This window comes from Pontibacter sp. T17, from assembly GCF_057219875.1.
Map to the genome: position 1 here is coordinate 47,728 of NZ_JBXVVW010000002.1, position 24,756 is coordinate 72,483.

At 53.9% G+C, this 24,756-nt stretch carries 20 protein-coding genes and 5 tRNA genes; 22 read left to right on the forward strand and 3 right to left on the reverse strand.

What is annotated here, in order from left to right; translation table 11 throughout:
• Positions 1 to 87: 87 nt before the first annotated feature.
• From AC2D8O_RS08105 to AC2D8O_RS08180, 16 genes are all read left to right on the forward strand, one after another.
• Complete coding sequence (locus AC2D8O_RS08105) at positions 88 to 309, forward strand: DUF2795 domain-containing protein (protein WP_484678320.1); 222 nt, start codon at positions 88 to 90, stop codon at positions 307 to 309.
• A gap of 156 nt (positions 310 to 465) precedes the next feature.
• Positions 466 to 538 (forward strand) — tRNA-Thr (locus tag AC2D8O_RS08110).
• Between the two features lie 54 nt (positions 539 to 592).
• Positions 593 to 675: transfer RNA gene (locus tag AC2D8O_RS08115), tRNA-Tyr, on the forward strand.
• Positions 676 to 755: 80 nt separating this feature from the next.
• Positions 756 to 828 (forward strand) — tRNA-Gly (locus AC2D8O_RS08120).
• Positions 829 to 1,003: 175 nt separating this feature from the next.
• Positions 1,004 to 1,075 (forward strand) — tRNA-Thr (locus tag AC2D8O_RS08125).
• Positions 1,076 to 1,117: 42 nt separating this feature from the next.
• Positions 1,118 to 2,305, forward strand: a complete 1,188-nt coding sequence (gene tuf / locus AC2D8O_RS08130) for an elongation factor Tu (RefSeq protein ID WP_484678321.1) — start codon at positions 1,118 to 1,120, stop codon at positions 2,303 to 2,305.
• A gap of 40 nt (positions 2,306 to 2,345) precedes the next feature.
• Positions 2,346 to 2,418: transfer RNA gene (locus tag AC2D8O_RS08135), tRNA-Trp, on the forward strand.
• 32 nt (positions 2,419 to 2,450) lie between these two features.
• Positions 2,451 to 2,645: a preprotein translocase subunit SecE gene (secE, locus tag AC2D8O_RS08140; protein ID WP_484678322.1), complete on the forward strand. Its 195-nt coding sequence runs from the start codon at positions 2,451 to 2,453 to the stop codon at positions 2,643 to 2,645.
• A gap of 25 nt (positions 2,646 to 2,670) precedes the next feature.
• On the forward strand, positions 2,671 to 3,210 hold the full coding sequence (nusG, locus tag AC2D8O_RS08145; RefSeq protein WP_484678323.1) for a transcription termination/antitermination protein NusG: 540 nt from the start codon (positions 2,671 to 2,673) through the stop codon (positions 3,208 to 3,210).
• Positions 3,211 to 3,248: 38 nt separating this feature from the next.
• Entirely contained in the window at positions 3,249 to 3,695 is a 447-nt protein-coding gene (gene rplK, locus AC2D8O_RS08150; RefSeq protein WP_484678324.1) for a 50S ribosomal protein L11, read from the forward strand.
• Positions 3,696 to 3,727: 32 nt separating this feature from the next.
• Positions 3,728 to 4,423, forward strand: a complete 696-nt coding sequence (gene rplA, locus AC2D8O_RS08155) for a 50S ribosomal protein L1 (protein WP_484678325.1) — start codon at positions 3,728 to 3,730, stop codon at positions 4,421 to 4,423.
• Between the two features lie 11 nt (positions 4,424 to 4,434).
• Positions 4,435 to 4,974 carry a 50S ribosomal protein L10 gene (gene rplJ, locus AC2D8O_RS08160; RefSeq protein ID WP_484678326.1) on the forward strand — a complete coding sequence of 180 codons (540 nt, stop codon included), beginning with the start codon at positions 4,435 to 4,437 and terminating at the stop codon, positions 4,972 to 4,974.
• A gap of 59 nt (positions 4,975 to 5,033) precedes the next feature.
• Positions 5,034 to 5,417: a 50S ribosomal protein L7/L12 gene (gene rplL, locus AC2D8O_RS08165; protein WP_484678327.1), complete on the forward strand. Its 384-nt coding sequence runs from the start codon at positions 5,034 to 5,036 to the stop codon at positions 5,415 to 5,417.
• A 144-nt stretch (positions 5,418 to 5,561) separates the two neighbouring features.
• Complete coding sequence (rpoB, locus tag AC2D8O_RS08170) at positions 5,562 to 9,365, forward strand: DNA-directed RNA polymerase subunit beta (protein ID WP_484678328.1); 3,804 nt, start codon at positions 5,562 to 5,564, stop codon at positions 9,363 to 9,365.
• 81 nt (positions 9,366 to 9,446) lie between these two features.
• Entirely contained in the window at positions 9,447 to 13,865 is a 4,419-nt protein-coding gene (gene rpoC, locus AC2D8O_RS08175; RefSeq protein WP_484678329.1) for a DNA-directed RNA polymerase subunit beta', read from the forward strand.
• Positions 13,866 to 13,992: 127 nt separating this feature from the next.
• Positions 13,993 to 14,217, forward strand: a complete 225-nt coding sequence (locus tag AC2D8O_RS08180; protein WP_484678330.1) for a hypothetical protein — start codon at positions 13,993 to 13,995, stop codon at positions 14,215 to 14,217.
• 16 nt (positions 14,218 to 14,233) lie between these two features.
• Here AC2D8O_RS08180 and queG read toward each other — a convergent pair whose 3' ends face one another.
• Together queG and ruvB are read right to left on the reverse strand one after the other, a co-directional pair.
• Positions 14,234 to 15,169, reverse strand: coding sequence for a tRNA epoxyqueuosine(34) reductase QueG (gene queG, locus AC2D8O_RS08185; protein ID WP_484678331.1), 936 nt, complete (start codon positions 15,167 to 15,169; stop codon positions 14,234 to 14,236).
• 8 nt (positions 15,170 to 15,177) lie between these two features.
• Positions 15,178 to 16,191 (reverse strand): Holliday junction branch migration DNA helicase RuvB, encoded by a 1,014-nt coding sequence (ruvB, locus tag AC2D8O_RS08190; RefSeq protein WP_484678332.1) that lies wholly within the window; start codon positions 16,189 to 16,191, stop codon positions 15,178 to 15,180.
• 49 nt (positions 16,192 to 16,240) lie between these two features.
• Between ruvB and AC2D8O_RS08195 the strand changes: the two genes are divergently transcribed.
• The 6 genes from AC2D8O_RS08195 to AC2D8O_RS08220 all read left to right on the forward strand — a co-directional run bounded on the left by AC2D8O_RS08195 (position 16,241) and on the right by AC2D8O_RS08220 (position 23,244).
• Positions 16,241 to 17,131: an outer membrane beta-barrel protein gene (locus AC2D8O_RS08195; RefSeq protein ID WP_484678333.1), complete on the forward strand. Its 891-nt coding sequence runs from the start codon at positions 16,241 to 16,243 to the stop codon at positions 17,129 to 17,131.
• A gap of 93 nt (positions 17,132 to 17,224) precedes the next feature.
• A complete protein-coding gene (locus AC2D8O_RS08200) occupies positions 17,225 to 17,554 on the forward strand; it encodes a 2Fe-2S iron-sulfur cluster-binding protein (RefSeq protein WP_484678334.1) in 330 nt (109 codons plus the stop codon).
• A gap of 24 nt (positions 17,555 to 17,578) precedes the next feature.
• On the forward strand, positions 17,579 to 17,830 hold the full coding sequence (iscX, locus tag AC2D8O_RS08205) for a Fe-S cluster assembly protein IscX (protein WP_484678335.1): 252 nt from the start codon (positions 17,579 to 17,581) through the stop codon (positions 17,828 to 17,830).
• 130 nt (positions 17,831 to 17,960) lie between these two features.
• Positions 17,961 to 19,511, forward strand: coding sequence for a complex I subunit 4 family protein (locus AC2D8O_RS08210; protein ID WP_484678336.1), 1,551 nt, complete (start codon positions 17,961 to 17,963; stop codon positions 19,509 to 19,511).
• 135 nt (positions 19,512 to 19,646) lie between these two features.
• Entirely contained in the window at positions 19,647 to 20,804 is a 1,158-nt protein-coding gene (locus tag AC2D8O_RS08215; protein ID WP_484678337.1) for a hypothetical protein, read from the forward strand.
• Positions 20,805 to 20,928: 124 nt separating this feature from the next.
• Positions 20,929 to 23,244 carry a hypothetical protein gene (locus tag AC2D8O_RS08220; protein ID WP_484678338.1) on the forward strand — a complete coding sequence of 772 codons (2,316 nt, stop codon included), beginning with the start codon at positions 20,929 to 20,931 and terminating at the stop codon, positions 23,242 to 23,244.
• A 76-nt stretch (positions 23,245 to 23,320) separates the two neighbouring features.
• Here the strand turns inward: AC2D8O_RS08220 and AC2D8O_RS08225 are convergent, their stop codons facing one another.
• Positions 23,321 to 24,631, reverse strand: coding sequence for a PP2C family protein-serine/threonine phosphatase (locus AC2D8O_RS08225; RefSeq protein ID WP_484678339.1), 1,311 nt, complete (start codon positions 24,629 to 24,631; stop codon positions 23,321 to 23,323).
• Positions 24,632 to 24,756 lie beyond the last annotated feature (125 nt).

Below are 24,756 nucleotides of genomic sequence, written 5' to 3' on the forward strand. Positions count from 1 at the left end.
TTTTTGTGCAGTGTGAAGCTTGTTGCTTGCGCACGTTTTTAGTCTCACTGGTATTCTATATTTGCAGGACTTTTACCGAACCAAGTTATGTACTGGACCTTGGAACTCGCCTCGCATCTTGAGGATGCACCTTGGCCTGCTACGCGGGACGAGCTTATCGACTTTGCTATCCGCACGGGGGCCCCTCTGGAAGTAGTAGAAAACCTCCAGGAACTACCTGATGATGAAACTCCTTATGAGTCAATCGAGGAGATCTGGCCGGATTATCCTACTAAAGAGGATTTTCTTTTCAACGAAGATGAATATTGAGTAGCGGTCACGTTACTAGCACTATAAGCCTACGAGAGTAGGCTTATTTTTTTGTGCTTGTTTTCAGCAAGATATCACTCCACTAAGAAAAAACAGGGGAGTAGGGCTTGCGCTGTAATGACTCTTCCCCTACTTTTGCAACTCGATTTTCAATTGGCCTCCATAGCTCAGTTGGTAGAGCTACTGATTTGTAATCAGTAGGTCGGCGGTTCGAGTCCGTCTGGGGGCTCAGGAGGTATTTGAAAACCTGTTTTTTCAGTTTGCAGTAGCAACTGACTTTTTTGGGGAGATACCAAAGTGGCCAACTGGGACAGACTGTAAATCTGTTGGCATCCGCCTTCGGGGGTTCGAATCCCTCTCTCCCCACTTCTTAGGGCTGGTTATAAAGCCAGACGAAGCTCCGCTCGGGCTTCCACCGATCGGTGTCTCGTTGCCCAAGTATCCCCGCGGGAGTAGCTCAATTGGTAGAGCATCAGCCTTCCAAGCTGAGGGTTGCGGGTTCGAGCCTCGTCTCCCGCTCGTTCTTTGGTATCGATGGCGTGCACAGTATTGTTACCCCTGCTGGAGTCCCGTCCATTGCATTCTAGCCTCACTCTGCTGCTACTTTCTTCTTCTGTTGCAAGCATAGTGGAAAAGTTGTATAATTGCAGCCCGTTTCACCTCACCTGTGTGGCGTAAGCGGAAAGCATTATAAGCTGTTGTAGCTCAGTGGTAGAGCACTTCCTTGGTAAGGAAGAGGTCGTCAGTTCAATCCTGATCAACAGCTCTGGATCGTAACCGTTTCGTTTAACTCGTACATTTTAAACTCATGGCTAAAGAGGCATTTGACCGCTCCAAACCGCACGTCAACATCGGTACCATCGGTCACGTTGACCACGGCAAAACCACGCTGACGGCTGCCATCACCTCCGTACTGGCTGAAGCTGGTATGGCTGAGAAGCGCGACTTCGCTTCAATTGACGCTGCGCCTGAAGAAAAAGAGCGCGGTATCACCATCAACACCGCTCACGTAGAATATCAGACGGCTAATCGCCACTATGCTCACGTAGATTGCCCCGGCCACGCCGACTACGTTAAGAACATGGTTACCGGTGCTGCTCAGATGGACGGCGCTATCCTCGTAGTTGCTGCTACTGACGGTCCGATGCCCCAGACCCGTGAGCACATCCTCCTCGCTCGTCAGGTAGGTGTTCCCTACATCGTAGTGTTCATGAACAAAGTGGACATGGTAGACGACGAAGAACTGCTGGAACTCGTTGAACTCGAAATCCGCGAACTCCTCAGCAAGTACGACTTCCCTGGCGATAGCGTACCTGTAATCCGCGGTTCTGCCCTCGGTGCTCTGAACAACGAACCCAAGTGGGTTGACACCGTTAAGGCCCTGATGGACGCAGTTGATACCTACGTTCCCCTGCCCGAGCGTGCTATCGACAAGCCCTTCCTGATGTCTGTCGAAGACGTAATGTCGATCACAGGTCGTGGTACTGTAGCTACTGGTCGTATCGAGCGTGGCGTTATCAAAGTAGGTGAAGCTGTAGACATCATCGGTCTCCAGGAAGAGAAGTCCTCTTCTACTGTAACCGGTGTAGAAATGTTCCGCAAGCTTCTCGACCGTGGTGAAGCTGGCGACAACGTAGGCCTGCTGCTCCGTGGCGTTGACAAAGATCAAATCCGTCGTGGTATGGTTATTTGCGCTCCTAACAGCGTGAAGCCCCACACCAAGTTCAAGGGTCAGATCTACGTACTGAGCAAAGACGAAGGTGGCCGCCACACCCCCTTCTTCAACAACTACCGTCCTCAGTTCTTCTTCCGCACTACCGACGTTACTGGCACCATCACGCTGCCCGCTAACGTAGAAATGGTAATGCCTGGCGACAACATTGAAATCAATGTTGAACTGATCTACCCCGTAGCCATGGAAAAAGGTCTGCGCTTCGCTATCCGCGAAGGTGGCCGTACCATCGGTGCCGGTCAGGTAACCGACATCATCGAGTAATTTTCTCAGTGAGCCCTCTGGCAACAGAGGGCTCCTTTACACGGGCGTAGCTCAACTGGTAGAGTGACGGTCTCCAAAACCGTAGGTTGCGGGTTCGATTCCTGCCGCCCGTGCATAATCCGACATCGGTAAAACATAAGATCAAATGAATCGCATTCGACAGTTTTTCTCCGAATACACGGACGAGTTGTTCAACAAGGTTTCCTGGAAAACGGAAAGCCTTCAGCGCAACACAATCACGGTACTCGTGGCCTCTTTGCTGATCGCTGTCGTCATCGCGGTTATTGACCTTGCTTTCAACCGACTGCTGAGCGCTTTCTACGAGACGTTCGTAAACTGATTACCCTACCATTCAGAGCAGAATTATGGCAGCCCAATGGTATGTAATCCGCGCCGTCACTGGTCAGGAAAAGAAGGTCAAGCAGTATCTCGAGTCCGAGATCAATCGCTTGGGCTTGGGTTCTATGATCCTGCAAATCCTCATTCCTACCGAGAAGGTGTTTGAAATGAGGGGCGGTAAAAAACGTACACGCGAACGTAGCTATCTACCTGGCTATGTTCTTATCAATGCCCAACTTCAGTCCGAAATCATCCAGGTTATCAAGGATGTTCCCGGTGTGATAGGCTTCCTGGGCAGCGAAAAAGGTGCTACTCCAGTGCCTATGCGTGAATCCGAAATCAATAAGATTCTCGGTAAGGTTGACGAGCTCGCAGAAGCTGGTGAGATTATGGAAAATCCATTCATGGTTGGCGAGTCAGTCAAAGTAATGGATGGTCCTTTTTCTGGTTTCACAGGGGTTGTAGAAGAGGTTAACGAAGACAAAAAGAAACTGAAAGTCGTTGTTAAAATCTTCGGCCGCAACACACCAGTTGAGCTCAACTATCTCCAGGTAGAACGTCTGTAAAAGCCCTTTTCAACAGCCTACAATAAGAGCCTCCTGCAATGGCTAAGCAAATCGAAACCTACGTTAAACTCCAGGTGAAGGGTGGCCAAGCCAACCCTGCACCCCCAATCGGCCCTGCGTTGGGTTCCAAGGGTGTCAACATCATGGAGTTCTGCAAGCAGTTCAATGCTCGCACCCAAGACAAGGTTGGTCAGGTACTGCCCGTCCTGCTCACGGTCTACTCTGACAAGAGCTTTGACTTCATCATCAAGACGCCTCCGGCTCCGGTACTCCTCATGAAGGCTGCCGGTATCGAAGGTGCTTCTGCTGAGCCCAACCGCAAGAAAGTTGGCAAGGTTACCTGGGAGCAGGTGAAGACCATTGCTGAAACCAAAATGCCTGACACCAACTGCCTCACCCTCGACGCTTGTATGCGTATGGTGGCAGGTACTGCCCGTAGCATGGGTATTACGGTCGATGGTGTTGCCCCCTGGGAGAAAAACTAATTTCCGAACCACAATAGAGGGAGATCATTCTCATGAAACGAAGCAAGAAGTACAAGCAGGTCGTGTCCCTGTTTGATGGGAACAAGGCTTACGCACTTGCCGATGCATGCGAGATCGTTAAGAAGACCTCGTACACCAAGTTTGACGGTTCGGTAGACCTCGCGATTCGTCTGGGCGTTGACCCCCGTCAAGCCAATCAGATGGTACGTGGTGTTGCAAGCCTTCCTCACGGCATTGGTAAAGATGTTCGCGTACTGGTTCTTACCGGTGCCGACAAACAAGCCGAAGCCAAGGAAGCCGGTGCAGATCACGTAGGTCTGGATGATTATATCCAGAAAATCGAAGGTGGTTGGACAGATATCGATGTGATCATCTGTTCACCCGACGTGATGCCGAAAGTTGGTCGTTTGGGTAAAATTCTCGGCCCTCGTGGCTTGATGCCCAACCCCAAGAGTGGCACCGTTACTACCGAAGTTGGCAAGACTGTGAAAGAGGTGAAAGCCGGTAAAATAGACTTCAAAGTCGATCGCGCTGGTATCGTTCACGCATCTATTGGCAAAGTTTCTTTTGGCGCAACTCAGTTGGCTGAAAACGCTATGGAGCTCCTCCAGGTAATCCAGCGTCTCAAGCCTCAGGGCCTCAAGGACACCTATGTTAAGTCTATCCACCTGTCGGCTACTATGGGCCCGGGTGTTGAAGTTGAGAAAACCACTGTTCCTGGCCTCTAAGCCGACACGCCATGACCAAGCAAGAGAAATTCGAGTTTGTATCTAAGCTCGCCGACGAAATCCGAAGCAAGCCCAATTTCTACATTGTAGATATGGGTGGGATGACCGTAGAGCAGTCGAACAACTTTCGCCGTAAGCTGTTTGAAAAAAACCTTTCGGTGCATATGGCAAAAAACACCCTGATTCGTAAGGCCCTTGAAAAAGTGGCTTCAGAAGAAGGGCGTGATTACACCGGTATTTATTCGGCGCTGAAAACCCCCAGTTCGCTCATCTTCGTTAACGAAAGTGCTAACGAACCTGCGAAACTGATCAAGTCTTTCGCGGCTTCCACGAATAAGCCTGGAGTAAAAGGTGCGTACGTAGAAGAAGCTGCCTTTGTTGGCGGTACAAACCTTCTTGATACGCTCGCTACACTGAAGGGCCGTAAGGAACTTCTGGGCGATATCATTGGCCTGCTTCAGAGCCCTGCTCAAAACCTGGTTTCTGCCCTGCAGAGTGGTCAACACACGCTGGGTGGCCTGGTAAAAGCACTCGAAGAGCGCAAAGCCTAACGCCGCATCTTTCTTTTCTTTTTTGATTTTCCACCACAACGAGTTCAATACTTCCTACAATGGCTGATCTGAAGCAACTTGCCGAGACCCTGGTCAACCTCACCGTTAAAGAGGTTAACGACCTCGCTACCATCCTGAAGGACGAGTACGGTATCACCCCCGCTGCTGCTGCTCCCGTAATGGTAGCTGGCGCTGTTGCCGGTGGCGACGCTGGCGCTGCTGTCGCTGAAAAAACCGAGTTTGACGTTATCCTGAAGAATGGTGGCGCTAAGAAACTCGAAGTGGTTAAGGTTGTGAAGAACCTGACCGGTCTTGGCCTGAAAGAGGCGAAGGACCTCGTAGACGGCGCTCCCCAGCCCGTGAAGGAGAAGGTTTCCAAAGAAGAAGCCGAGTCTATTAAGGCTCAGCTCGTGGAAGCCGGCGCTGAAGTTGAAGTTAAGTAAGTGAGTGCGGCTTTGCCGCGTTTGACTTCAAGCTGGATTCTCGCGGTTTTGCACGATATTGCTACCGCGTAGCGTTTTGGGTAGACCTGGCGAAAGTCAGGTCTACACCCGTTTATCCTCCTCACCATTTAATAACTGACGTACTTGGCGAATATCTTCGAAAGCCCCCGTATATCCTTTGGTAAGGATACAACGGGTGCTGAATATCCCGACCTGCTCGAGGTTCAGTTGCAATCCTTCAAGGAATTCCTGCAGCTGGATACTCCGCCGGACCGTCGTGCAAACGAAGGCCTGTACAAAGTATTCAAGGAGAACTTCCCCGTCACCGACGCTCGGGAGAACTTTGTACTTGAGTTCCAGGACTACACCGTCGATCCCCCACGCTATGACATCGACGAGTGTAAGGAACGTGGTCTCACTTTCTCCGTTGCCCTCAAGGCAAAACTATATCTCTATTGCAAGGATCCTGACAACGACGACTTCGAGCCTGTTGTACAGGAAGTATACCTGGGCAATATCCCTTACATGACGCCTGCTGGCACGTTCATTATCAACGGCGCCGAGCGGGTTATTGTGTCTCAGCTGCACCGCTCTCCAGGCGTTTTCTTTGGTCAGAGCGTGCACCCGAACGGTACCAAGCTGTATTCAGCTCGTATCATTCCGTTCAAGGGTAGCTGGATTGAATTTTCGACGGATGTAAACAACGTGATGTATGCGTACATCGATGGCAAGAAGAAATTCCCCATCACTACGCTCCTTCGCGCTATTGGTTACAGCTCCGACAAGGATATACTGGAAATCTTCGGTTTGGCCGAGGAGGTAAAAGCTAACAAGGCCAGCCTGAAAAAGGTCGTTGGCCGTAAGTTGGCAGCAAGGGTGCTCAAGACCTGGGTGGAAGACTTCGTCGATGAAGATACCGGTGAGGTAATCTCCATCACACGTAACCAGGTTCTGCTTGAGCGCGACCATGTGCTGGATGAGGATGATATCGATACGATTGTAGAGAGTGGTGAAAAATCGATCATCCTGCTGGCCGAGTCTGCTCAAGCCAACGAATATTCCATCATTCTGAACACGCTTCAGAAGGACAACTCCAACAGCGAGATGGAAGCTGTGCAGTTGATCTATCGTCAGCTGCGCAATGCCGAAGCTCCTGACGAGGAAACTGCTCGTGGTATCATTGAAAAGCTCTTCTTCAGTGACAAGCGCTATGACCTTGGTGAGGTAGGTCGTTATCGCCTGAATAAGAAACTGCATGGCACCCAGGAAGAAAGCAGCCAGGTATTGACCAAGAAGGACATCATCCGGATTGTTAATTACCTGATCGAACTGCTGAACCAGAAGACGGCCGTCGATGATATCGATCACCTGTCCAACCGTCGCGTACGCACGGTAGGTGAGCAGCTATACGCACAGTTCAGCGTAGGTCTGGCCCGTATGGCCCGTACCATCCGCGAGCGCATGAACATTCGTGACAACGAACTGTTCACGCCTGCTGACCTGATCAACGCCCGTACCCTCAGCTCGGTTATCAACTCCTTCTTCGGAACGAGCCAGCTGAGCCAGTTTATGGACCAGACCAACCCTCTGAGCGAAATCACGCACAAGCGTCGTATTTCAGCACTCGGACCGGGCGGTCTTAGCCGAGAGCACGCAGGCTTCGAGGTGCGTGACGTACACTACAGCCACTATGGTCGCCTTTGCCCGATTGAAACGCCGGAAGGCCCGAACATTGGTCTGATTTCCAGTCTGTGCATTTTCGCCAAGGTGAACAGCATGGGCTTCATCGAAACGCCCTACTGGAAGGTTGAGAGTGGCAAGGTTGACAAGAAGAACGTTCTGTATCTTAGCGCGGAGGAGGAAGAGGATACCATCATCGCGCAGTCCGATACCGAGCATGATACAAAAGGTGCGCTGGTAGACAAGGTGAAGGCACGCCACATGGCCGACTTCCCCATTGTCGCGCCAGAAGAAGTGCACTACATGGACATCGCGCCCAACCAGATTGTATCGCTGGCTGCGTCGCTGATTCCCTTCCTCGAGCACGATGACGCCAACCGTGCGCTCATGGGCTCGAACATGCAACGCCAGGCTGTGCCCCTGCTGCGCCCCGATGCACCAGTGGTAGGTACCGGTCTCGAAGGAAAGGCCGCAGTTGATTCCCGCGCGCTGATTGTTGCCGAGGGCCCCGGTGTGGTTGAGTTTGTAGATGCAAACGAAATCCGCATCCGCTACGAGCTCGACGACACGCAGAACATGATCAGCTTCTCGGGTGACATCGTTACTTACAAGCTTCAGAAGTTCAAGCGTACCAACCAGAGTTCGGCCGTCAACATGAAGCCAATCGTCAAGAACGGCCAGCGTGTTGAAAAGGGTACAATCCTTACCGAAGGCTACAGCACCGAGCAGGGTGAACTTGCACTTGGCCGCAACCTTCTGGTAGCGTTCATGCCTTGGCAGGGTTACAACTTCGAGGATGCCATCGTTATCAGCGAGCGCGTTGTAAATGAAGACTTCTTCACTTCTATTCACGTAGAAGAGTTTGAGCTTCAGGTGCGCGACACCAAGCTGGGTCAGGAAGAGCTCACCAACGAAATTCCCAACGTATCGGAAGAAGCTACCCGTCACCTCGACGAGAATGGCCTTATCCGTATCGGTGCGGAAGTGAAGGAAGGCGACATCCTGATTGGTAAGATTACCCCCAAAGGCGAAACCGATCCTACCCCGGAAGAGAAGCTGCTCCGCGCTATCTTCGGCGACAAAGCTGGCGACGTGAAGGATGCCTCTCTCAAGGCGCCGCCATCTTTCCGCGGTGTGGTCATCGACAAAAAGCTCTTCTCGAAAGACAAGAAGGACGGCAAGTCCCGCTCGAATGACAAGAAGAAGCTTCAGGACCTCGAAGACCAGTACAAGGACGATATTGCCGCACTCGACCGCCTGATGGTACAGAAGCTCGTCAAGTTGCTCTCTGACCGCAAGCTCAACGGTGTGCGCAACAAGTTCGGCGAGGAAATCATCGCTCCGAACAAGAAGTTCAGCGAGAAGCTGATCGAAGGTGCCCGTTTTATCGACCTCGTTCCCTCCGAGTGGGTGACCGACGAAGAACTGAACAGCACCATCATCCAGCTCTTCCACAACTATAAGAACCGGTTCAACGAAATCGACGGCAAGTTCAAGCGCGACAAGTATCAAATCTCTGTCGGCGATGAACTCCCAACGGGTATCGTCAAGCTGGCCAAGGTCTATGTTGCCAACAAGCGCAAGCTGAAGGTGGGCGACAAGATGGCTGGTCGCCACGGTAACAAAGGTATCGTTGCCAAGATTGTGCGTGCCGAAGACATGCCCTTCCTGGCCGATGGTACGCCAGTCGATGTGGTACTTAACCCCCTGGGTGTACCTAGCCGTATGAACCTCGGTCAGATCTACGAAACCATTCTGGGATGGGCCGGCAAGAAGATGGGTGTGAAATACGCTACCCCAATCTTCGACGGCGCTACCATCGATGAGGTCAACGGCGAACTCGAGAAGGCAGGTTTGCCCGAGTTTGGCCGCACCTACCTCTACGATGGCCAGACTGGCGAGCGTTTCCAGCAACAGACCACCGTTGGTGTAATCTACATGCTGAAGCTCAGCCACATGGTTGACGATAAGATGCACGCACGTTCCATCGGGCCCTACTCACTTATTACGCAGCAGCCGCTGGGTGGTAAGGCGCAGTTTGGCGGTCAGCGCTTCGGCGAGATGGAAGTGTGGGCACTCGAGGCCTTCGGTGCCGCTCACATCCTGCGCGAGCTCCTCACGGTCAAGAGTGACGACGTCATCGGACGTGCCAAAACATACGAGGCCATCGTCAAGGGCGAGAACGTTCCAGAACCCGGTATCCCCGAGTCCTTCAACGTACTCATCCACGAACTCCGTGGTCTGGCTCTCGAGGTAACCCTCGACTAACTTTCAATGACACCCCCGGAGGCTAAACCTTCGGGGGCAGTCGGTTAACCTGGCATTGGTTCGACCCAACAGCTTTCGTTCATGTTCGCGAAAAAAGATACGAAACTCAAAAGTGACTTCCGGAAGCTCATCGTGAGCCTCGCATCTCCGGAAGCCATCCTCATGCGGTCGTTTGGTGAGGTCATTAAGCCCGAAACCATCAACTACCGCACATACAAGCCGGAAATGGGCGGCCTCTTCTGTGAGCGCATTTTCGGCCCCGTTAAGGACTACGAATGCCATTGCGGCAAGTACAAGCGCATCCGTTACAAGGGCATCATCTGCGACCGTTGCGGCGTAGAGGTCACCGAGAAGAAGGTGCGCCGTGAGCGTATGGGCCACATCTCTCTGGTGGTGCCTGTAGCGCATATCTGGTATTTCCGTTCGCTGCCCAACAAAATCGGTAACCTGCTCGGTCTTTCTACCAAGAAGCTCGACCAGGTAATCTATTATGAGCGCTATGTGGTCATCAACCCCGGGCCGCTGGCCGCTGAGGGTGTCAACCGCATGGACTTCCTCACCGAAGACGAATACCTCGATCTCCTTGAGCGTCTTCCCAAGGACAACGTATACCTGGACGATTCCGACGCCAACAAGTTTGTCGCCAAGATGGGCGCCGAGGCGCTGGAACTCCTCCTCAGCACCCTGCAACTCGACGAACTCAGCTATGAGCTTCGCCGTGCAGCAGCTGAAGAAACCAGCCAGCAGCGTAAGAACGAGGCCCTGAAACGCCTCAAGGTCGTGGAGGCATTCCGTGGTGCCAACAAGCGTATCGAGAACCGTCCCGAGTGGATGGTGATCCGCATGGTACCGGTTATTCCCCCTGAACTGCGCCCCCTCGTACCCCTTGAGGGTGGCCGTTTCGCAACGTCCGACCTCAACGACCTCTACCGTCGCGTCATCATTCGCAACAACCGCCTCAAGCGCCTCATCGAGATCAAGGCGCCCGAGGTAATTCTGCGTAACGAGAAGCGCATGCTGCAGGAGGCCGTAGACAGTCTCTTTGACAACACCCGCAAAGTCAATGCGGTACGTACCGAGAGCAACCGCGCCCTGAAGTCGCTGTCCGACATGCTGAAAGGCAAGCAGGGCCGCTTCCGTCAGAACCTCCTCGGTAAGCGTGTCGACTACTCCGGTCGTTCGGTTATCGTCGTAGGCCCCGAGCTCAAGCTCCACGAGTGCGGTCTGCCCAAGGACATGGCTGCCGAGCTCTTCAAGCCGTTTGTCATCCGCAAACTCCTCGAGCGCGGCATCGTCAAGACGGTAAAGAGCGCCAAGAAGATCGTCGACCGCAAGGATCCCGTCGTGTGGGAAATCCTGGAAAACGTTCTCAAGGGCCACCCCGTACTGCTCAACCGTGCGCCAACACTGCACCGTCTGGGTATCCAGGCCTTCCAGCCCAAGCTGATTGAGGGCAAGGCTATACAGCTGCACCCGCTCGTAACCACGGGCTTCAACGCCGACTTTGACGGTGATCAGATGGCCGTGCACGTGCCCCTCAGCAACGAAGCCATTCTGGAAGCGTCGCTGCTCATGCTGGCCAGCCACAACATCCTGCACCCCGCCAACGGCGCCCCCGTTACGGTACCCTCGCAGGACATGGTACTCGGGGTGTACTACATCACCAAAGACCGCCCGCGTCAGCGTGGCGAAGGCAACATCTTCTACAGTGCCGAAGAGGTAATCATTGCTTATAACGAGAAGCAGATTGACCTTCATGCACGCATTCTCCTCCGCTACAACGGTAAGCACGACCGTCAGACGCTCCCCAACAAGGAAGCCATTGACAAGGCTACCATCGAGGGCATGAACGTACAGGACGCCGACCGCAAGAAGCACATGCTGGCCTTGCTGACGGAAGACAAGTTTATCGCAACTTCGGTGGGCCGTGTGCTCTTCAACCAGATTGTACCTGCCGAGGTAGGCTACATCAACCGTCTGCTCACCAAGAGTCAGCTGCGTAACGTAATCCAGGAAGTGTTCCGCGCCTGCGGCATGGCCCGTACGGCCCACTTCCTTGATGATCTGAAGGCGCTGGGCTTCGGAATGGCTTTCCGCGGTGGTCTCTCTTTCCGTCTCTCCGACGTACTGGTGCCTGCCGAGAAAGAAAAGTTCATCGCAGAAGCGCAGACCAAGATCGACGAGGTGTACGCCAGCTACGGTATGGGTCTCATCACCGAGAACGAGCGTTACAACCAGGTTATCGACATCTGGACCCGCACCAACTCCAAGATCACCGAAGCCCTGCTCAAGCAGATTGCCTCGGACGAAGACGGCTTCAACCCCGTTTACATGATGCTGGATTCCGGTGCGCGTGGTTCGAAAGAGCAGATTCGTCAGCTCGGCGGTATGCGTGGTCTGATGGCCAAGCCGCAGAAAACCCTCAAGGGTTCTTCGGGCGAAATCATCGAGAACCCCATCCTGTCAAACTTCAAGGAAGGTCTCTCCGTACTCGAGTACTTCATCTCGACCCACGGTGCCCGTAAGGGTCTGGCCGATACCGCGCTCAAGACTGCGGATGCCGGTTACCTTACCCGTCGTCTCGTTGACGTTGCGCAGGACGTTATCATCACTGAAGAAGATTGCGGCACCCTGCGTGGCATTTCCATCTCGGCACTCCGCGAAAACGACGATATCGTCGAGCCCCTGGCCGACCGTATCGTTGGCCGCACACCGCTGGAAGATGTCCGTCATCCACTTACCGACGAAATCATCATCGCTTCGGGTGGCGAAATCTCGGAAGACATTGCTCGTAAGATCGAGGAAGCGGGTGTAGAAACCGTAGACATCCGCTCGGTTCTTACCTGCGATAGCAAGCGTGGTACCTGCTCCAAGTGCTATGGCCGTAACCTGGCCACGGGCCAGCTGGTGCAGAAGGGTGAGGCTGTAGGCGTTATCGCTGCCCAGTCTATCGGCGAACCAGGCACCCAGCTGACGCTGCGTACCTTCCACGTGGGTGGTACTGCCCAGCGCCTCTCGGCCGACAGCCAGATTCGCTCCAAATACCGCGGTAAGATCGTGCTGGAAAACGTTCGTTCCGTCGAGAAGACCGACGCCGAAGAGCCAGTACAGATCATCATCGGCCGCAACGGCGAAATCAAGCTGGTGGATGTCGACTCCGGTCGTCAGCTCACCCTCAACAACCTGCCTTACGGTTCTGAGCTGCTCGTGAAGGATGGCCAGATTGTCGAAAAGGGCACTGAGCTCTGCCGCTGGGATCCCTACAACGCCGTCATCATGTCCGATGTGGACGGTAAGGTCCAGTACGACAACATCCTCGAGGGTATTACCTACCGCGAGGAAGTCGACGACCAGACCGGCTACAAGGAGAAGGTTGTTATCGAGAACCGCGACAAGACCATCAACCCGGCCATCACTGTGCTGGACCAGAAGGGCAACGTCGTGAAGACCTACAACATCCCGGTTGGCTCGCACATTATCGTCGAGAACAACCAGAAGGTGAAGCCCGGTCAGATTCTCGTCAAGATTCCGCGTACACTCTCCAAGACAGGTGACATCACCGGTGGTCTGCCCCGCGTTACCGAACTCTTCGAAGCCCGTAACCCCTCGAACCCTGCGGTGGTGTCGGAAATCGACGGTATCGTACAGCTCGGCAGCATCAAGCGTGGTAACCGCGAGATTATGATCGTGAGCCGCGACGGTTCTGAAGAGCGCAAGTATATGGTGCCGTTGTCTAAGCACATCCTCGTGCAGGACAACGACCTGGTATACGCTGGCACGCCGCTCTCCGACGGTGCCATTACCCCCGCCGACATTCTCCGCATCAAGGGTACGGCCGCTGTTCAGGAGTACATCGTGAACGAAATCCAGGCTGTATACCGCCTCCAGGGTGTGAAGATCAACGACAAGCACATCGAAGTCATCGTACGTCAGATGATGCAGAAAGTCGAGATCGAAGACCCCGGCGATACCATCTTCCTTGAGCGCGAAATCGCCGACCGTCAGGAATTCCAGGAGGAAAACGACTGGATCTTCGACAAGAAGGTGGTTGTCGACGCAGGTGAGTCAACGACGCTCCGTCCAGGCATGATCATCTCGGCGCGCAAGCTCCGCGACGAAAACTCCATGCTCAAGCGTAAGGACAAGAAGGTGGTGGTCACCCGCGACGCCCGTGCTGCCGTAGCCTCGTCTACGCTGCAGGGTATCACGCGCGCTTCGCTTGGCACCAAGTCCTTCATGTCCGCCGCATCCTTCCAGGAAACCACCAAGGTACTCTCCGAAGCCGCTATCGCTGCCAAGGAAGACGATCTGCTGGGCCTGAAGGAAAACGTAATCGTGGGGCACCTCATTCCCGCAGGTACTGGCCTGCGCGAATACGAGGATATGGTTGTCATGTCGGTCGACGACTACAACAACCTGCCACTCGATGCCGATGCATCTGCACCTTATGAGCGCCTGTCTCGTGGCCGCCAGCGCGACCGCGAACTGGTCTCGGAATAAACTCTGTTTTCGCGAACACGTTAAACCGCCGGGTCTCAAACCCGGCGGTTTGCGTTTTAATGCACGGAATTAAAGTTTGGAGGAGCGCCGTGGCGCAACTTACATGCGAATCCATAGTCTCTTAGACATGGATTACGATAATGATCTTCCAAAGTTCCGCCTCCAGTACCACCGCCCTCGTAAGGGGTATGTGCTGGGCGTGTTTGCGCGGTTGGTGCCACCTAAGGGGCAGGTATGGGCCCGCGGATTGTTCATCGCGCTGCTGGTGTTTACTGGCGGCTGGATGTTCAAACTGGCAGGGGTAGGGGCCTACCTGCTGCTGGGCAAGGCCATCCGCAGTTCTCGCGACTGATGCTTTGTTACAATCGCTAGGGGCGGCTTTCCTGGGCAGCAGATAGGTTATCCAGCCACTTCTCCCTCCGTATGCGCCCCATGGCCGTAGGTCGCAGCAGCTTGTCAAACTGGTTGCCGCTGGTAGCCTCCCATTCTTCAGGCGTGCGGTTCAGGTGGGGCAGGGGCTTGAAGCGTGCATCATTGTGGGCTTGTGCAAAGCGGTTCCAGGGGCAAACATCCTGGCAGATGTCGCAGCCATATGCCCAACCCGCCAGTGCATTGCCCCGGTACTGATCCTCAATCCGGTCTTTCAGCTCAATCGTCTGGTAGCTGATACACTTGCGCGAGTCTATCTGGTACGGCGTCAGGGCGCCGGTAGGGCAAGCGTCGATGCAGCGGGTGCAGGTGCCGCAGAAGTCGCGCATGGGGCCATCGTACACCAACTCCACGTCCAGTATCAGCTCGCCAATGAAGAAGAACGAGCCGGTCCCTGGCCGTATCAGGTTTGTGTTTTTGCCTACCCAGCCAAGGCCCGCCAGCCGTGCCCAGGCTTTGTCCATCACAGGGGCCGAATCTGTGCACCAGCGCTGATTGACGGCGCCACACTTGCTTTCGATAAACTCTGCCAGCTGTATCAAATCCTGCTTGATTACCCGATGGTAATCCTGCCCATAGGCATAGGTACTGATTTTGGGTAGCCCCTGCTGCTGACGGTCCTCCGGCGCTGGGTAGTAGTTTTTCAGCACGCTGATCACCGACTTGGCTCCCGGCACCAGCAGACGGGGATCTGTCCGCAGGTCAAAGTACCCCTCCAGCCATGTCATTTTCCCGTGATGCTCCTTTTGCAGGAAAGCCTCCAGTTGGCGTGCCTCAGGCTCCAGAAAACCCGCTTTTGCCACGCCACAGAAATCAAAGCCCAGGCGCAGTGCTTCAGCCTTGATGGCTTGTGTCAGGGCTTCGCGAGAATACATGCTTTAAGTTAGAAAAGCTCGCTGGCCTTGCTACCATGCATGCGCCCAAAATGTGCATAGGCTTTGGGGGTGGCTTCACGGCCCCGGGGCGTACGCTTCAGAAAACCTTCCAGAATCAGATATGGCTCGTACACTTCTTCTATGGTCTCGGCTTCCTCGCCTACGGCGGTGGCAATCGTTTGGATGCCAACGGGGCCGCCTGCAAACTTATCGATGATGGCCAGCAGGATGCGGCTGTCCATTTCATCTAGGCCCGCGCTGTCAACCTCCAGCGCACCAAGGGCCAGCTGAGCTATCTCCAGCGTAATGCTGCCAGTGCCTTTCACCTGGGCAAAGTCGCGGGTGCGCCGCAGCAGCCGGTTGGCAATGCGGGGGGTGCCACGGCTTCGCCGTGCAATTTCCAGGGCCGCTTCCGGCGCAATGCCTACCTGCAACACTTTTGCCGAGCGGCCAATGATGCGCGAGAGCAGGTCGGCAGTGTAGTATTCCATCCGACACTGAATGCCAAAACGAGCCAGGAGCGGGGCTGTCAGCAGGCCGGCGCGGGTTGTAGCCCCCACCAGTGTAAAGGGGTTCAGCTTGATTTCAATACTGCGGGCATTGGGGCCCGTTTCAATCATTACATCAATCTTGTAGTCTTCCATAGCCGAGTAGAGGTATTCCTCCACCACGGGGCTCAGACGGTGAATCTCATCAATGAACAGCACATCGCGTGTGTCAAGGTTCGTCAGCAGACCCGCCAGGTCGGCAGGCTTTTCCAATACGGGGCCGCTGGTCGTGCGTATATTGGCCCCCAACTCCTGGGCAATGATGTTGGCCAGGGTGGTTTTCCCCAGCCCGGGCGGGCCGTGCAGAATCACGTGGTCCAGCGTTTCGTCGCGCAGCTTGGCCGCCTGCACGAATATCCGGAGGTTTTCCAGAATCTTGTCCTGGCCTGCAAACTCGGCAAACCGGGATGGCCGTAGGGCCAGTTCATCCTGGTCGCCGGGCAGGCTGCTGCCCTCCAGTTGTTTGTTCCGCATCCCACAAAATAACACACAGAAGGGCGCTTTTTAAATAGCTTTGCACCGTATGATGGCTTTTCGACTTCTCCTGCTGTCTGGCCTCTTGTTGGGGGCCGCAAGCCCTGTATGGGCCCAGACCGACGACGATAGCGCCGACCAGCGTGAGCATTTTTCCCGTGAAGCCGAGAAACGACGCCAACGTGAGCAGCGCGAGCGCGAAAAAGAACGTGAGCGCCTGCTGGAAGAGCAGTTGCGCGACCAGGAAGCCCAGATGCAGGAACTCGGCAGCCGACAGGACGACTCGCTCAACCGCTCCCTGAAGCGCTTTTTCGTGCGGCCCGGAGAAAAGATAGACCTCGTTTTCAACACTGGCTACCTGTTCACCGGGGAACTGCCAGACAGTGTTTCGGTGTCTCCTTTTTCTGGTAGTATCTTTGTGGGTATCAGTGCGAACTGGGTTATCAATAAACGGTGGGCAGTTAAAATACAACCTGGTATTACCTTCTACAAGCTGGTGTTTGACGCCTCGCAGGCCAAGAAGTTCCCTACCGCAACCCCAGGCCTTGAAAGCGAGAAAGTACGTGCATTTTACTTTGACGTCCCCATCGGTGTTGCCTTCGCGACCAAACGCCGAGACGACTTCAGACTGCGTCAGTTCGCCGAGGTGGGAGCAACAATCGGCTACATGTTTGAGACCTCTTACAAATCTACGGGCACAAACAATCTGGGTCAGTCTGCAACAAACCGTGTATACGACTTGCCCAATATTGCCAAATGGCGTGTTGCTGTATATGGCAAATATGTCTGGAACTTCGTGGGTATCTGGGCATTGTATCGGGTGTCTGATGTCTTCGAGTCGGGTGAGGGGTACGACCCCAGCACAGGGGTGCTGACACGTGGTACGGCACGCTATCCAGCAATTCCGAGGTTTGAAATCGGTTTCAACGTCACCATTTGACGCGCCGGTCGCTTACTTTTGCAGCCGAATGCCTGTTTGGAAACATTCCACACGCTGCTGCCGTTTGCAGGTAGACTGCTGACAAACATTCCCATGAAAGTACATACAGTTCACATACAGTTCGAGGAAGAAGGGCTGGCACCGGTCTCCATTAAAGCCGTGGAGGGTGAGTCTATTCTGGATGCCGCCTTGGAAAATGGCATAGAGTTGCACCATAACTGCGGTGGTGTCTGCGCCTGCACCACCTGCCACATCTACGTGGAGGAGGGAATGGACAACTTACCCGAGATGTCTGACCGAGAGGAAGATTATATCGACCGCGCCATCCGCCCCCGCCTCGAATCGCGCCTTGCCTGCCAGAGCCTGGTACACGGCAATGTCTCCATTACAATACCCGATCAGCGGCTCATGATTGGCCACTGATTATTCTCACCCATCCGTATTTCTATGTCTGCCAACAACGAGATGTTCGCGCTGCCAATCCGGTGGAACGATTACGAAGACATCGCCATGGGCTTGTATGAGCGCTTTGGTAACGATTTCAACGAATCACGCATCTACCGTATTCGCTTCACCGACCTCCACCAGTGGGTACTGGAACTGCCTCACTTTGAAGGAAAACCCGAAGAGAGCAACGAGGGGCATCTGGAAATGATACAGGCTGCCTGGGTAAACGAGTGGCGCGACAACAACCGATAGCCACGCTTTCCACACCTGCCGCCGCCAAAGGCTTGGCAGGCACGTGGACGGAACTATACTGCCTTTTCCTTGCATCTTGGGCCTGTAATCGTATTTTTGAGGCCGAACAATTTTACCAGCACATCCTCCTATGAGCGCAGATACCGTCAGCTTGCTGATGAATGTGATGATATTTTCCAGCGTCATTGGCGTGCCATTTATCCTGTTGCTGCCTCAGCGTCAGGCCAAATACGTCGCCATGCTGGCCTCACTCATCCCACTGGCGCTCTCGGTAGTGCTGCTGAAAGAATACCTGGCACAGGCCGCCAGCATGCCCGCGGGCGGTTATCTTTTCGAAACAGCCTACATCTGGTTCCCAGGTATTGACATCAAGTTCATTACAGGCATAGATGGTATCAGCGTCTGGCTGGTCATGCTCTGTACGCTGCTGTTCCCGCTCAGTATCTGGTTCAGCTGGGACAGCATCTCCAGCAACGAGAAGGGCTACTATTCGCTGCTGCTCCTGCTTCAGGTTGCCGTACTCGGCGTGTTCCTCTCGCTCGATCTTGTACTCTTCTACGTGTTCTTCGAAGTAGGTCTTATCCCGATGTACTTCCTTATCGGCATGTGGGGTGGCAAGGATCGTATCTATGCAGCTATCAAGTTCTTCCTCTACACGCTGGTAGGCTCGGTGCTCATGCTGATCAGCATCCTGTACCTGGGTAACCTTGTAGGCGAAGGCGCTGGCATCGGTTTCACCACCGACCTCCCAGTTATTCTGGATTATCTGCGCCAGCATCCGCTGGATGCCGCTACACAGAATCTCCTGTTCTGGGGCTTTGCCATCAGCTTCCTCATCAAGGTTCCTGTGTTCCCGGTACACACCTGGCTGCCGGCTGCGCACGTTCAGGCCCCCACTGCGGGTTCGGTCATTCTTGCTGGCCTTCTTCTGAAAATGGGTACTTATGGCCTTATCCGCTTCAATCTGCCGCTCTTCCCTTCAGCTTCGCTGGAGTGGGCATGGCTGATGGCGCTGTTGGGTCTTATCGGTATTATTTACGGTGCGATGGCCGCGATGGTCCAGTCCGACATCAAGCGCCTGGTGGCTTATTCTTCGGTAGCACACATGGGCTTCATCATCATGGGCATTTTTGCCTTCAGCCCTGAGGCCATGAACGGTGCAGTGCTGCAGATGATCAACCACGGGGTATCTACTGGCGCGCTGTTCCTTATCGTCGGCATGATTTACGATCGCCGTCACAGCCGCGAGATTGCCGACTTCCAGGGCATTGCCAAAATCATGCCCATCTTCACGCTGATGTTCATCATTGCCACGATGTCCAGCATTGGCCTTCCGGGTCTTAATGGCTTCGTAGGGGAATTCACGATTCTGCTGGGCAGCTTCAAGAGCCCGCAGATCAGCCCGGTGTATGCTACTATCGGCGCCAGCGGTGTAATCATCGCTGCTGTTTACATGCTCTGGATGTTCCGCCGTGTGATGTTCGGCGAACTCGACAAAGAGGAGAATCGCCACCTCACCGATCTCAATAGCCGCGAAGTAGCCATTCTGATGCCACTGATTATTCTGATGTTCCTGATGGGCTTCTGGGCAGTGCCCTTCCAGCAGGTAATCAGCCAGAGTTCTGACCAGATTGTACAGTTCGTGCTTTCTGCCCAGCAGGCAGTCACAGCGGTCAAGTAATAGAGCTGTTCTGAATTAACATGAGCCCCTGTTTATCAGGGGCTTTTTGCTTTAATGGTTAGTCTTTGTGAAGAATACATAAGCAGATTGGAGCGCATAAAGGTATGAGGTTGCTTTACGGATAACCTCTGAACTATGAATGCTTTTGTAATCGAGTACAATTCAGATTCAACGCTGGTAGTGCTCGGCTGGCCCAGTGGGCAGGTAGAGGTCTACGAGGTAAATGAAGCTGATGGCTCACCGGGGCGCAAGCTATCGAGCAGCCACCATCTCCAGCATACGATTGTGCTGCTGCAATTCCGTGGCATGGAAATGCTTGCCATGGATGAAACAGGCCATGTGACGCTTACACAGATACAAACTGGCATACTACAGCGGGAATATCGGTTCGATGGCGAATATGCACAGGGGGCGATATCGCCTTCCGGCCGTTATCTGCACCTGTTTGTCTACCAGTCTAAAGGCCGGTACGAAAGGCTCTTCAGACTGGACCTTCATTCCTTTGAAGAAGCAGGCGTAATCACAGAGCGGCATCTTGGTACTGGGAACAGAGTATATGCGCCATCGGACGACGTTATCTGGATGCACTATGTAAAGGACAATCTGGCGGCTGAGCCGCCACGCACGCAACAGGGAATCCTGGAGGGCAGTTTCCGTACGGGGGAGGCTTGTCTGCGACTCTTCAATCAGGGGCCCGCCAACGACTTGCACGCTGACAAAGAGCCATTTGATATCAATGTGGCACAGGGAATCGGCATTCGGTTGAATTATGACGATCCAGTAGAGTATACGACAGTAGCGGGGGCGGAGAGGATAGTGCTCACGCTGCAATCGTTCAATCCGCTTACGTTACAGGTACTGGGCGTGCATGCAGCTCTGCATTTCAGCGCCGCAGAAATGGAGGTAGAACCGGGCATACATGCGCTCAGAGGGCCAGTAGACACCTCCGCCTATCGCGAGGCGCTATTCAGGCTCTCCGGGGAAGTATGTGGCCTGAAGCTGGCCCTCGGGGGAAGCCTTTGCTGGATATCGCTTCGTAATGGACAGGTACGGCCATTCGACCTGAGGCGAAATCAGCGTGGCTGCCTGATCTCCGCTCCTGACCCCCTGCAGTACGGTGGCGGGGTATTACTGGACGATCCGTTTGACCGCAACTATATCAATAACTACACACTGGGTGTCAGTCCAGACGGGAACTATATAGGGTTTTGTAACCCCAACATATTCTTCAATGCAGCAGCAAATGACGTACTGGGCACCCTAAGGGAAATTGAATTGCCTCAGCAATTGTAATAATATGCCATAAATTAAATATTAATAACTATTTACTGTTACCGTATGTGATTGGTGTTAAGAATATATAAGTCAATTGTGTGGCAGAGGAATACTGGGTTGCTTTACAGACAACCTATGAACTATGAATGCATTTGTAATTGAGTACAACCCGGAATCAACGTATGTTGCCTTAGGCTGGTCTACAGGCCAAGTGGATATCCATTCTGTAAACCCTGCCGATGGGGCTCCGGAACAGAAACTCGCCAGCATATTTCATCACAAGCACGAAATCGTACTGATTCAGTATCGTGGTGAACATCTGTTGGTGGTGGATGAGACAGGGCGTATTACCCTGAGCCAAACCCAAACGGGCGCGCTTCTGAAAGAGTATCGGTTCAATGGTGAATATGCTCGCGGGGCGGTATCCCCTTCAGGCAATTATTTGCACATTTTCGTGTATGAATCCAACGGAAGAGACGAGAGTCTTTTCCGATTCAATCTGAATTCATTTCAGGAAGAGGGGGTAATCAGCAAGAAGTATCTGGGTATTGGGAATAAGGTATTCGCACCTTCTGATGATGTCATCTGGATGCACTATGTGAAAGACGACTGGGATCTGAAACCTCGGCGAACGCGTCAGGGCATTCTGGAAGCCAATTTCCTGACGGATGAAGTACAGATCCGGTTCTTTAAGGAAGGCCCCAAAAGCGATTTCAATGCCAATAAAGAACCTTTTGACCTCAATGTGCAGCATAACATAGGCATACGGCTGGATTATGATGCGCCAGTAGATTATGTGATGGATCAAGGGGAAGAATATGCCATACTGAAGGTGCAGTCTTTCGATCCACGCACACTGAAAGTGTTGGGCTCGCATGCAGTGTTGCGCTTCCGTGCGCAGGATCTGGAAGTAGATCAGAATATGCTCAATCTGCGGAACCCGGAAGCTTCCGAGGCGTACCGTGAGGCACTTAGCAGCTTCTTCCGGGAAATATGCAGCCTGAAGCTGGATGCCTCCGGAGAGATCTTCTGGATGTCAATTCGGAATGGGATTGTACGGCCCTTCCACATGGGGGCAAACCGCCGAGGGTGTCTGATTGCACACGGCGGCGAAATGAAAACCGTAGGCGGGTTTACGCTGAACGATGTCTTTGCCCGCAACCTCTTGAACAATGACACGCTGGGCATCAGCCCCGACGGGCGATATGTTGGCTTTGGCAATCCCAACGACTTCTTCAATGCAGAAGCACTGGACGTATTTGGTGAGCTTAGGATGATAAAGCTGCCACTGCGCGGTGGAGAGAATACCAGTGGAGAAGGGCGTGGAGAAACTCCCGACTTTGCTGGCTATACAGAAGATGGTGTAGCCATCGCCATTGCCAGGGAGGATGCCTTTTTTGCCTACGCTGCGGTTGATGGGGCCGAATTGCTGAAGTTGGAGGGCGTAGGTTATGGTGAAATTATTGATGTTTCACGCTCCCCCTCGGGCAATCAATGGCTTTTCGGCATGTCCGGTGATAGTGCTCAAGTGGCTATGCCCTCCGATGAGCCTGGCGTCATGGCAGTGTGTGATACAGGATATCCAGCTCATTCAGTGCTGGCGCGCTTTTTGAGTGAGAATGAAATGCTGCTGGTGCACCACAATGGGGCAGTGTCGCTGCTGGACGAAAAGGGAGGTGTCACCTTCCGCGCTGGCGATGATGAATATGATGAAGAAGAGGATGAAGAGCAGGAGGTGATGGAGGAAGAGGAGACGGCAGATGAGAGCGATGAAATGGACGAAGAGTCCGAGGATGAGGATGAAAATGCCGACGACGCTGACTACGCTGATGAGGATTTCGGGGACTACCGCCATTTCGAACAGCGCGATCCAGTGTATGGCTCTGACCATTTCCGTCAGGGAGATACTGACTGGGTAGCTGTGAATGTAGAAAGCTCGCAAATCAACCTCTACACTATTCAGAATCGGGAAATCAAACTGGTTTACAGCTTTGATAAGGCCGACAGCCTCTCTTACCGCACACGCGTTGCTGCTTGCGGGGGGCCTGGCGGCGGTCGCTTGGCTGTCTATGACGATCACACCGTACAGTTGTATGCACTTATGCCCGATCAGGCATATCCCATCTTCACAGTCAGCAAACCTGAACTGACGCAGATTTGGCTGCATCCCGAAGGAATGGCTATGTACCTCTTCTCCAATGAAACAGGTATTCTCTCCCGTTTGGATATGCTGACTATGCAGGAGCAAGATGTCCTGAAATATACTGGCGCATCGGTAAATGCGGTAGACTTCAGTTGGACGCACAACAAGCTGCTGATCTGCGAAGCGGATGGCAACGTAGTGCAGATTGACGTAGCAACGGGTAAGCCAGATTTTGCCCTGAGCCTCAAGGCCACAGCCGAAGGACGCACGATAGAGATGAGCCGCACACCAGAGACACGCGTGACGCTGCTGTGACCGCTGCCAGATTGGATTTATCGAAAACGGCCAAGGAAATCCCTGGCCGTTTTCAGTATTGAACTCCTGTTGGGCGTCATACGCGCAGGGCCATCACCAGAATATCGTCGGTCTGCTTCTCGCCACCTTTCCAGCGCTCGAAGAAGTCTTTCAGGCGGCCTTTGTAGGTGTCGAAGGGCAGGGCCTGAAGCTGTTGCAGAAACTCGCGCAGACGGGGCGCTGTCAGCTTGCGGCTGTCGGGGCCGCCAAACTGGTCAGTAATGCCATCAGTGAAGATGTAGCAGGTGTCGCCTGGTTGTAGTTGAATCTCCCGTTGTTCGAAACTGCCCTGTTCCTTCGCGCTGATGGAGCAGCGTGTACCCGCGTAGACGTCCATCGTGCAGTCGGCATGGCAGATATACAGTGGGCGCCGGGCACCCGCAAACTGCAGGGTGTTGGAGGTCGTGTCCATGCGGCACAGGGCGATATCCATTCCGTCTGCCGAGTGCCCGATATTATAGTCGGCCTGACTCAGGGCTTCGACCAGCAACTGGCGCACCCGCTCCAGTACCGCGCTGGGCTCCAGACTGCCAGATGACGACACCGCCTGGTTCAGCAGACTGTAACCCAGCATTGACATGAATGCGCCGGGCACCCCATGACCGGTGCAGTCTACTGCCGCAAAGAATACGTAAGGGCCCTGGTTATAGAACCAATAGAAGTCACCTGAAACGATGTCCTTGGCCTCATAGAACACCATGAAGCTGGGCAGCACATTCTGAATGCGGTTGTCTGACGGCAGGATGGACAACTGGATTCGCCTGGCATAGTTGATACTGTCCAGCAGGTCGTTGTTGACGTTCTGGAGTTCAGTGTTGATTTCGCGTATCTCGGCCGTACGCTGCTCTACCAGCCGCTCAACGCGCATCAGTTCCTTGTAGGCCCGCAGCGCGCCAATAACCGCGGTGTACAGCTTCATGGCCGTCAGTTCGGTCTTGGAGCGGTAGTCGTCGATATCGTAGTTCTCAATGACGAAGCGCTCGGGCGCCATGCCAGGCTGGCCAGTACGAAGTACCAGACGGATCCGGCGGTTACCCAGAACTTCGCGTATGTAGCGCACCAGTGCCAAACCCGCTTCGTCCTCTTCCATCACTACGTCGAGGAACGCCAGTGCAAAGTCATCGTCCGCCACCAGAATCTGCCTGGCTTCGGCAGCCGAGTGGGCGCTCACGAGTTTCACGGGGCGACCATCAAACTCTATTTCCGACAGCGCCAGACGGGTCACGCTGTGCAGGTCAGGCTCGTCATCCACCACCAGTATCTTCCAGGGCGTGTTATCGCCCGTACTGACAGTGGTCTCCTCGGCAAAGACCAACAGGTCGTCGGCCAGATCGTTGTTGCTGAACATGAGAGGGCAGGTTTGGGGCAGAACGAGAGGTAGTTCAGTCAGTTGGTTCGTTCGCTCAAACGCTTAAAAGAGAGTCTTCTAACAGTATTGATACATACAAATGTAAGTGTAATCCCTTACGTGGC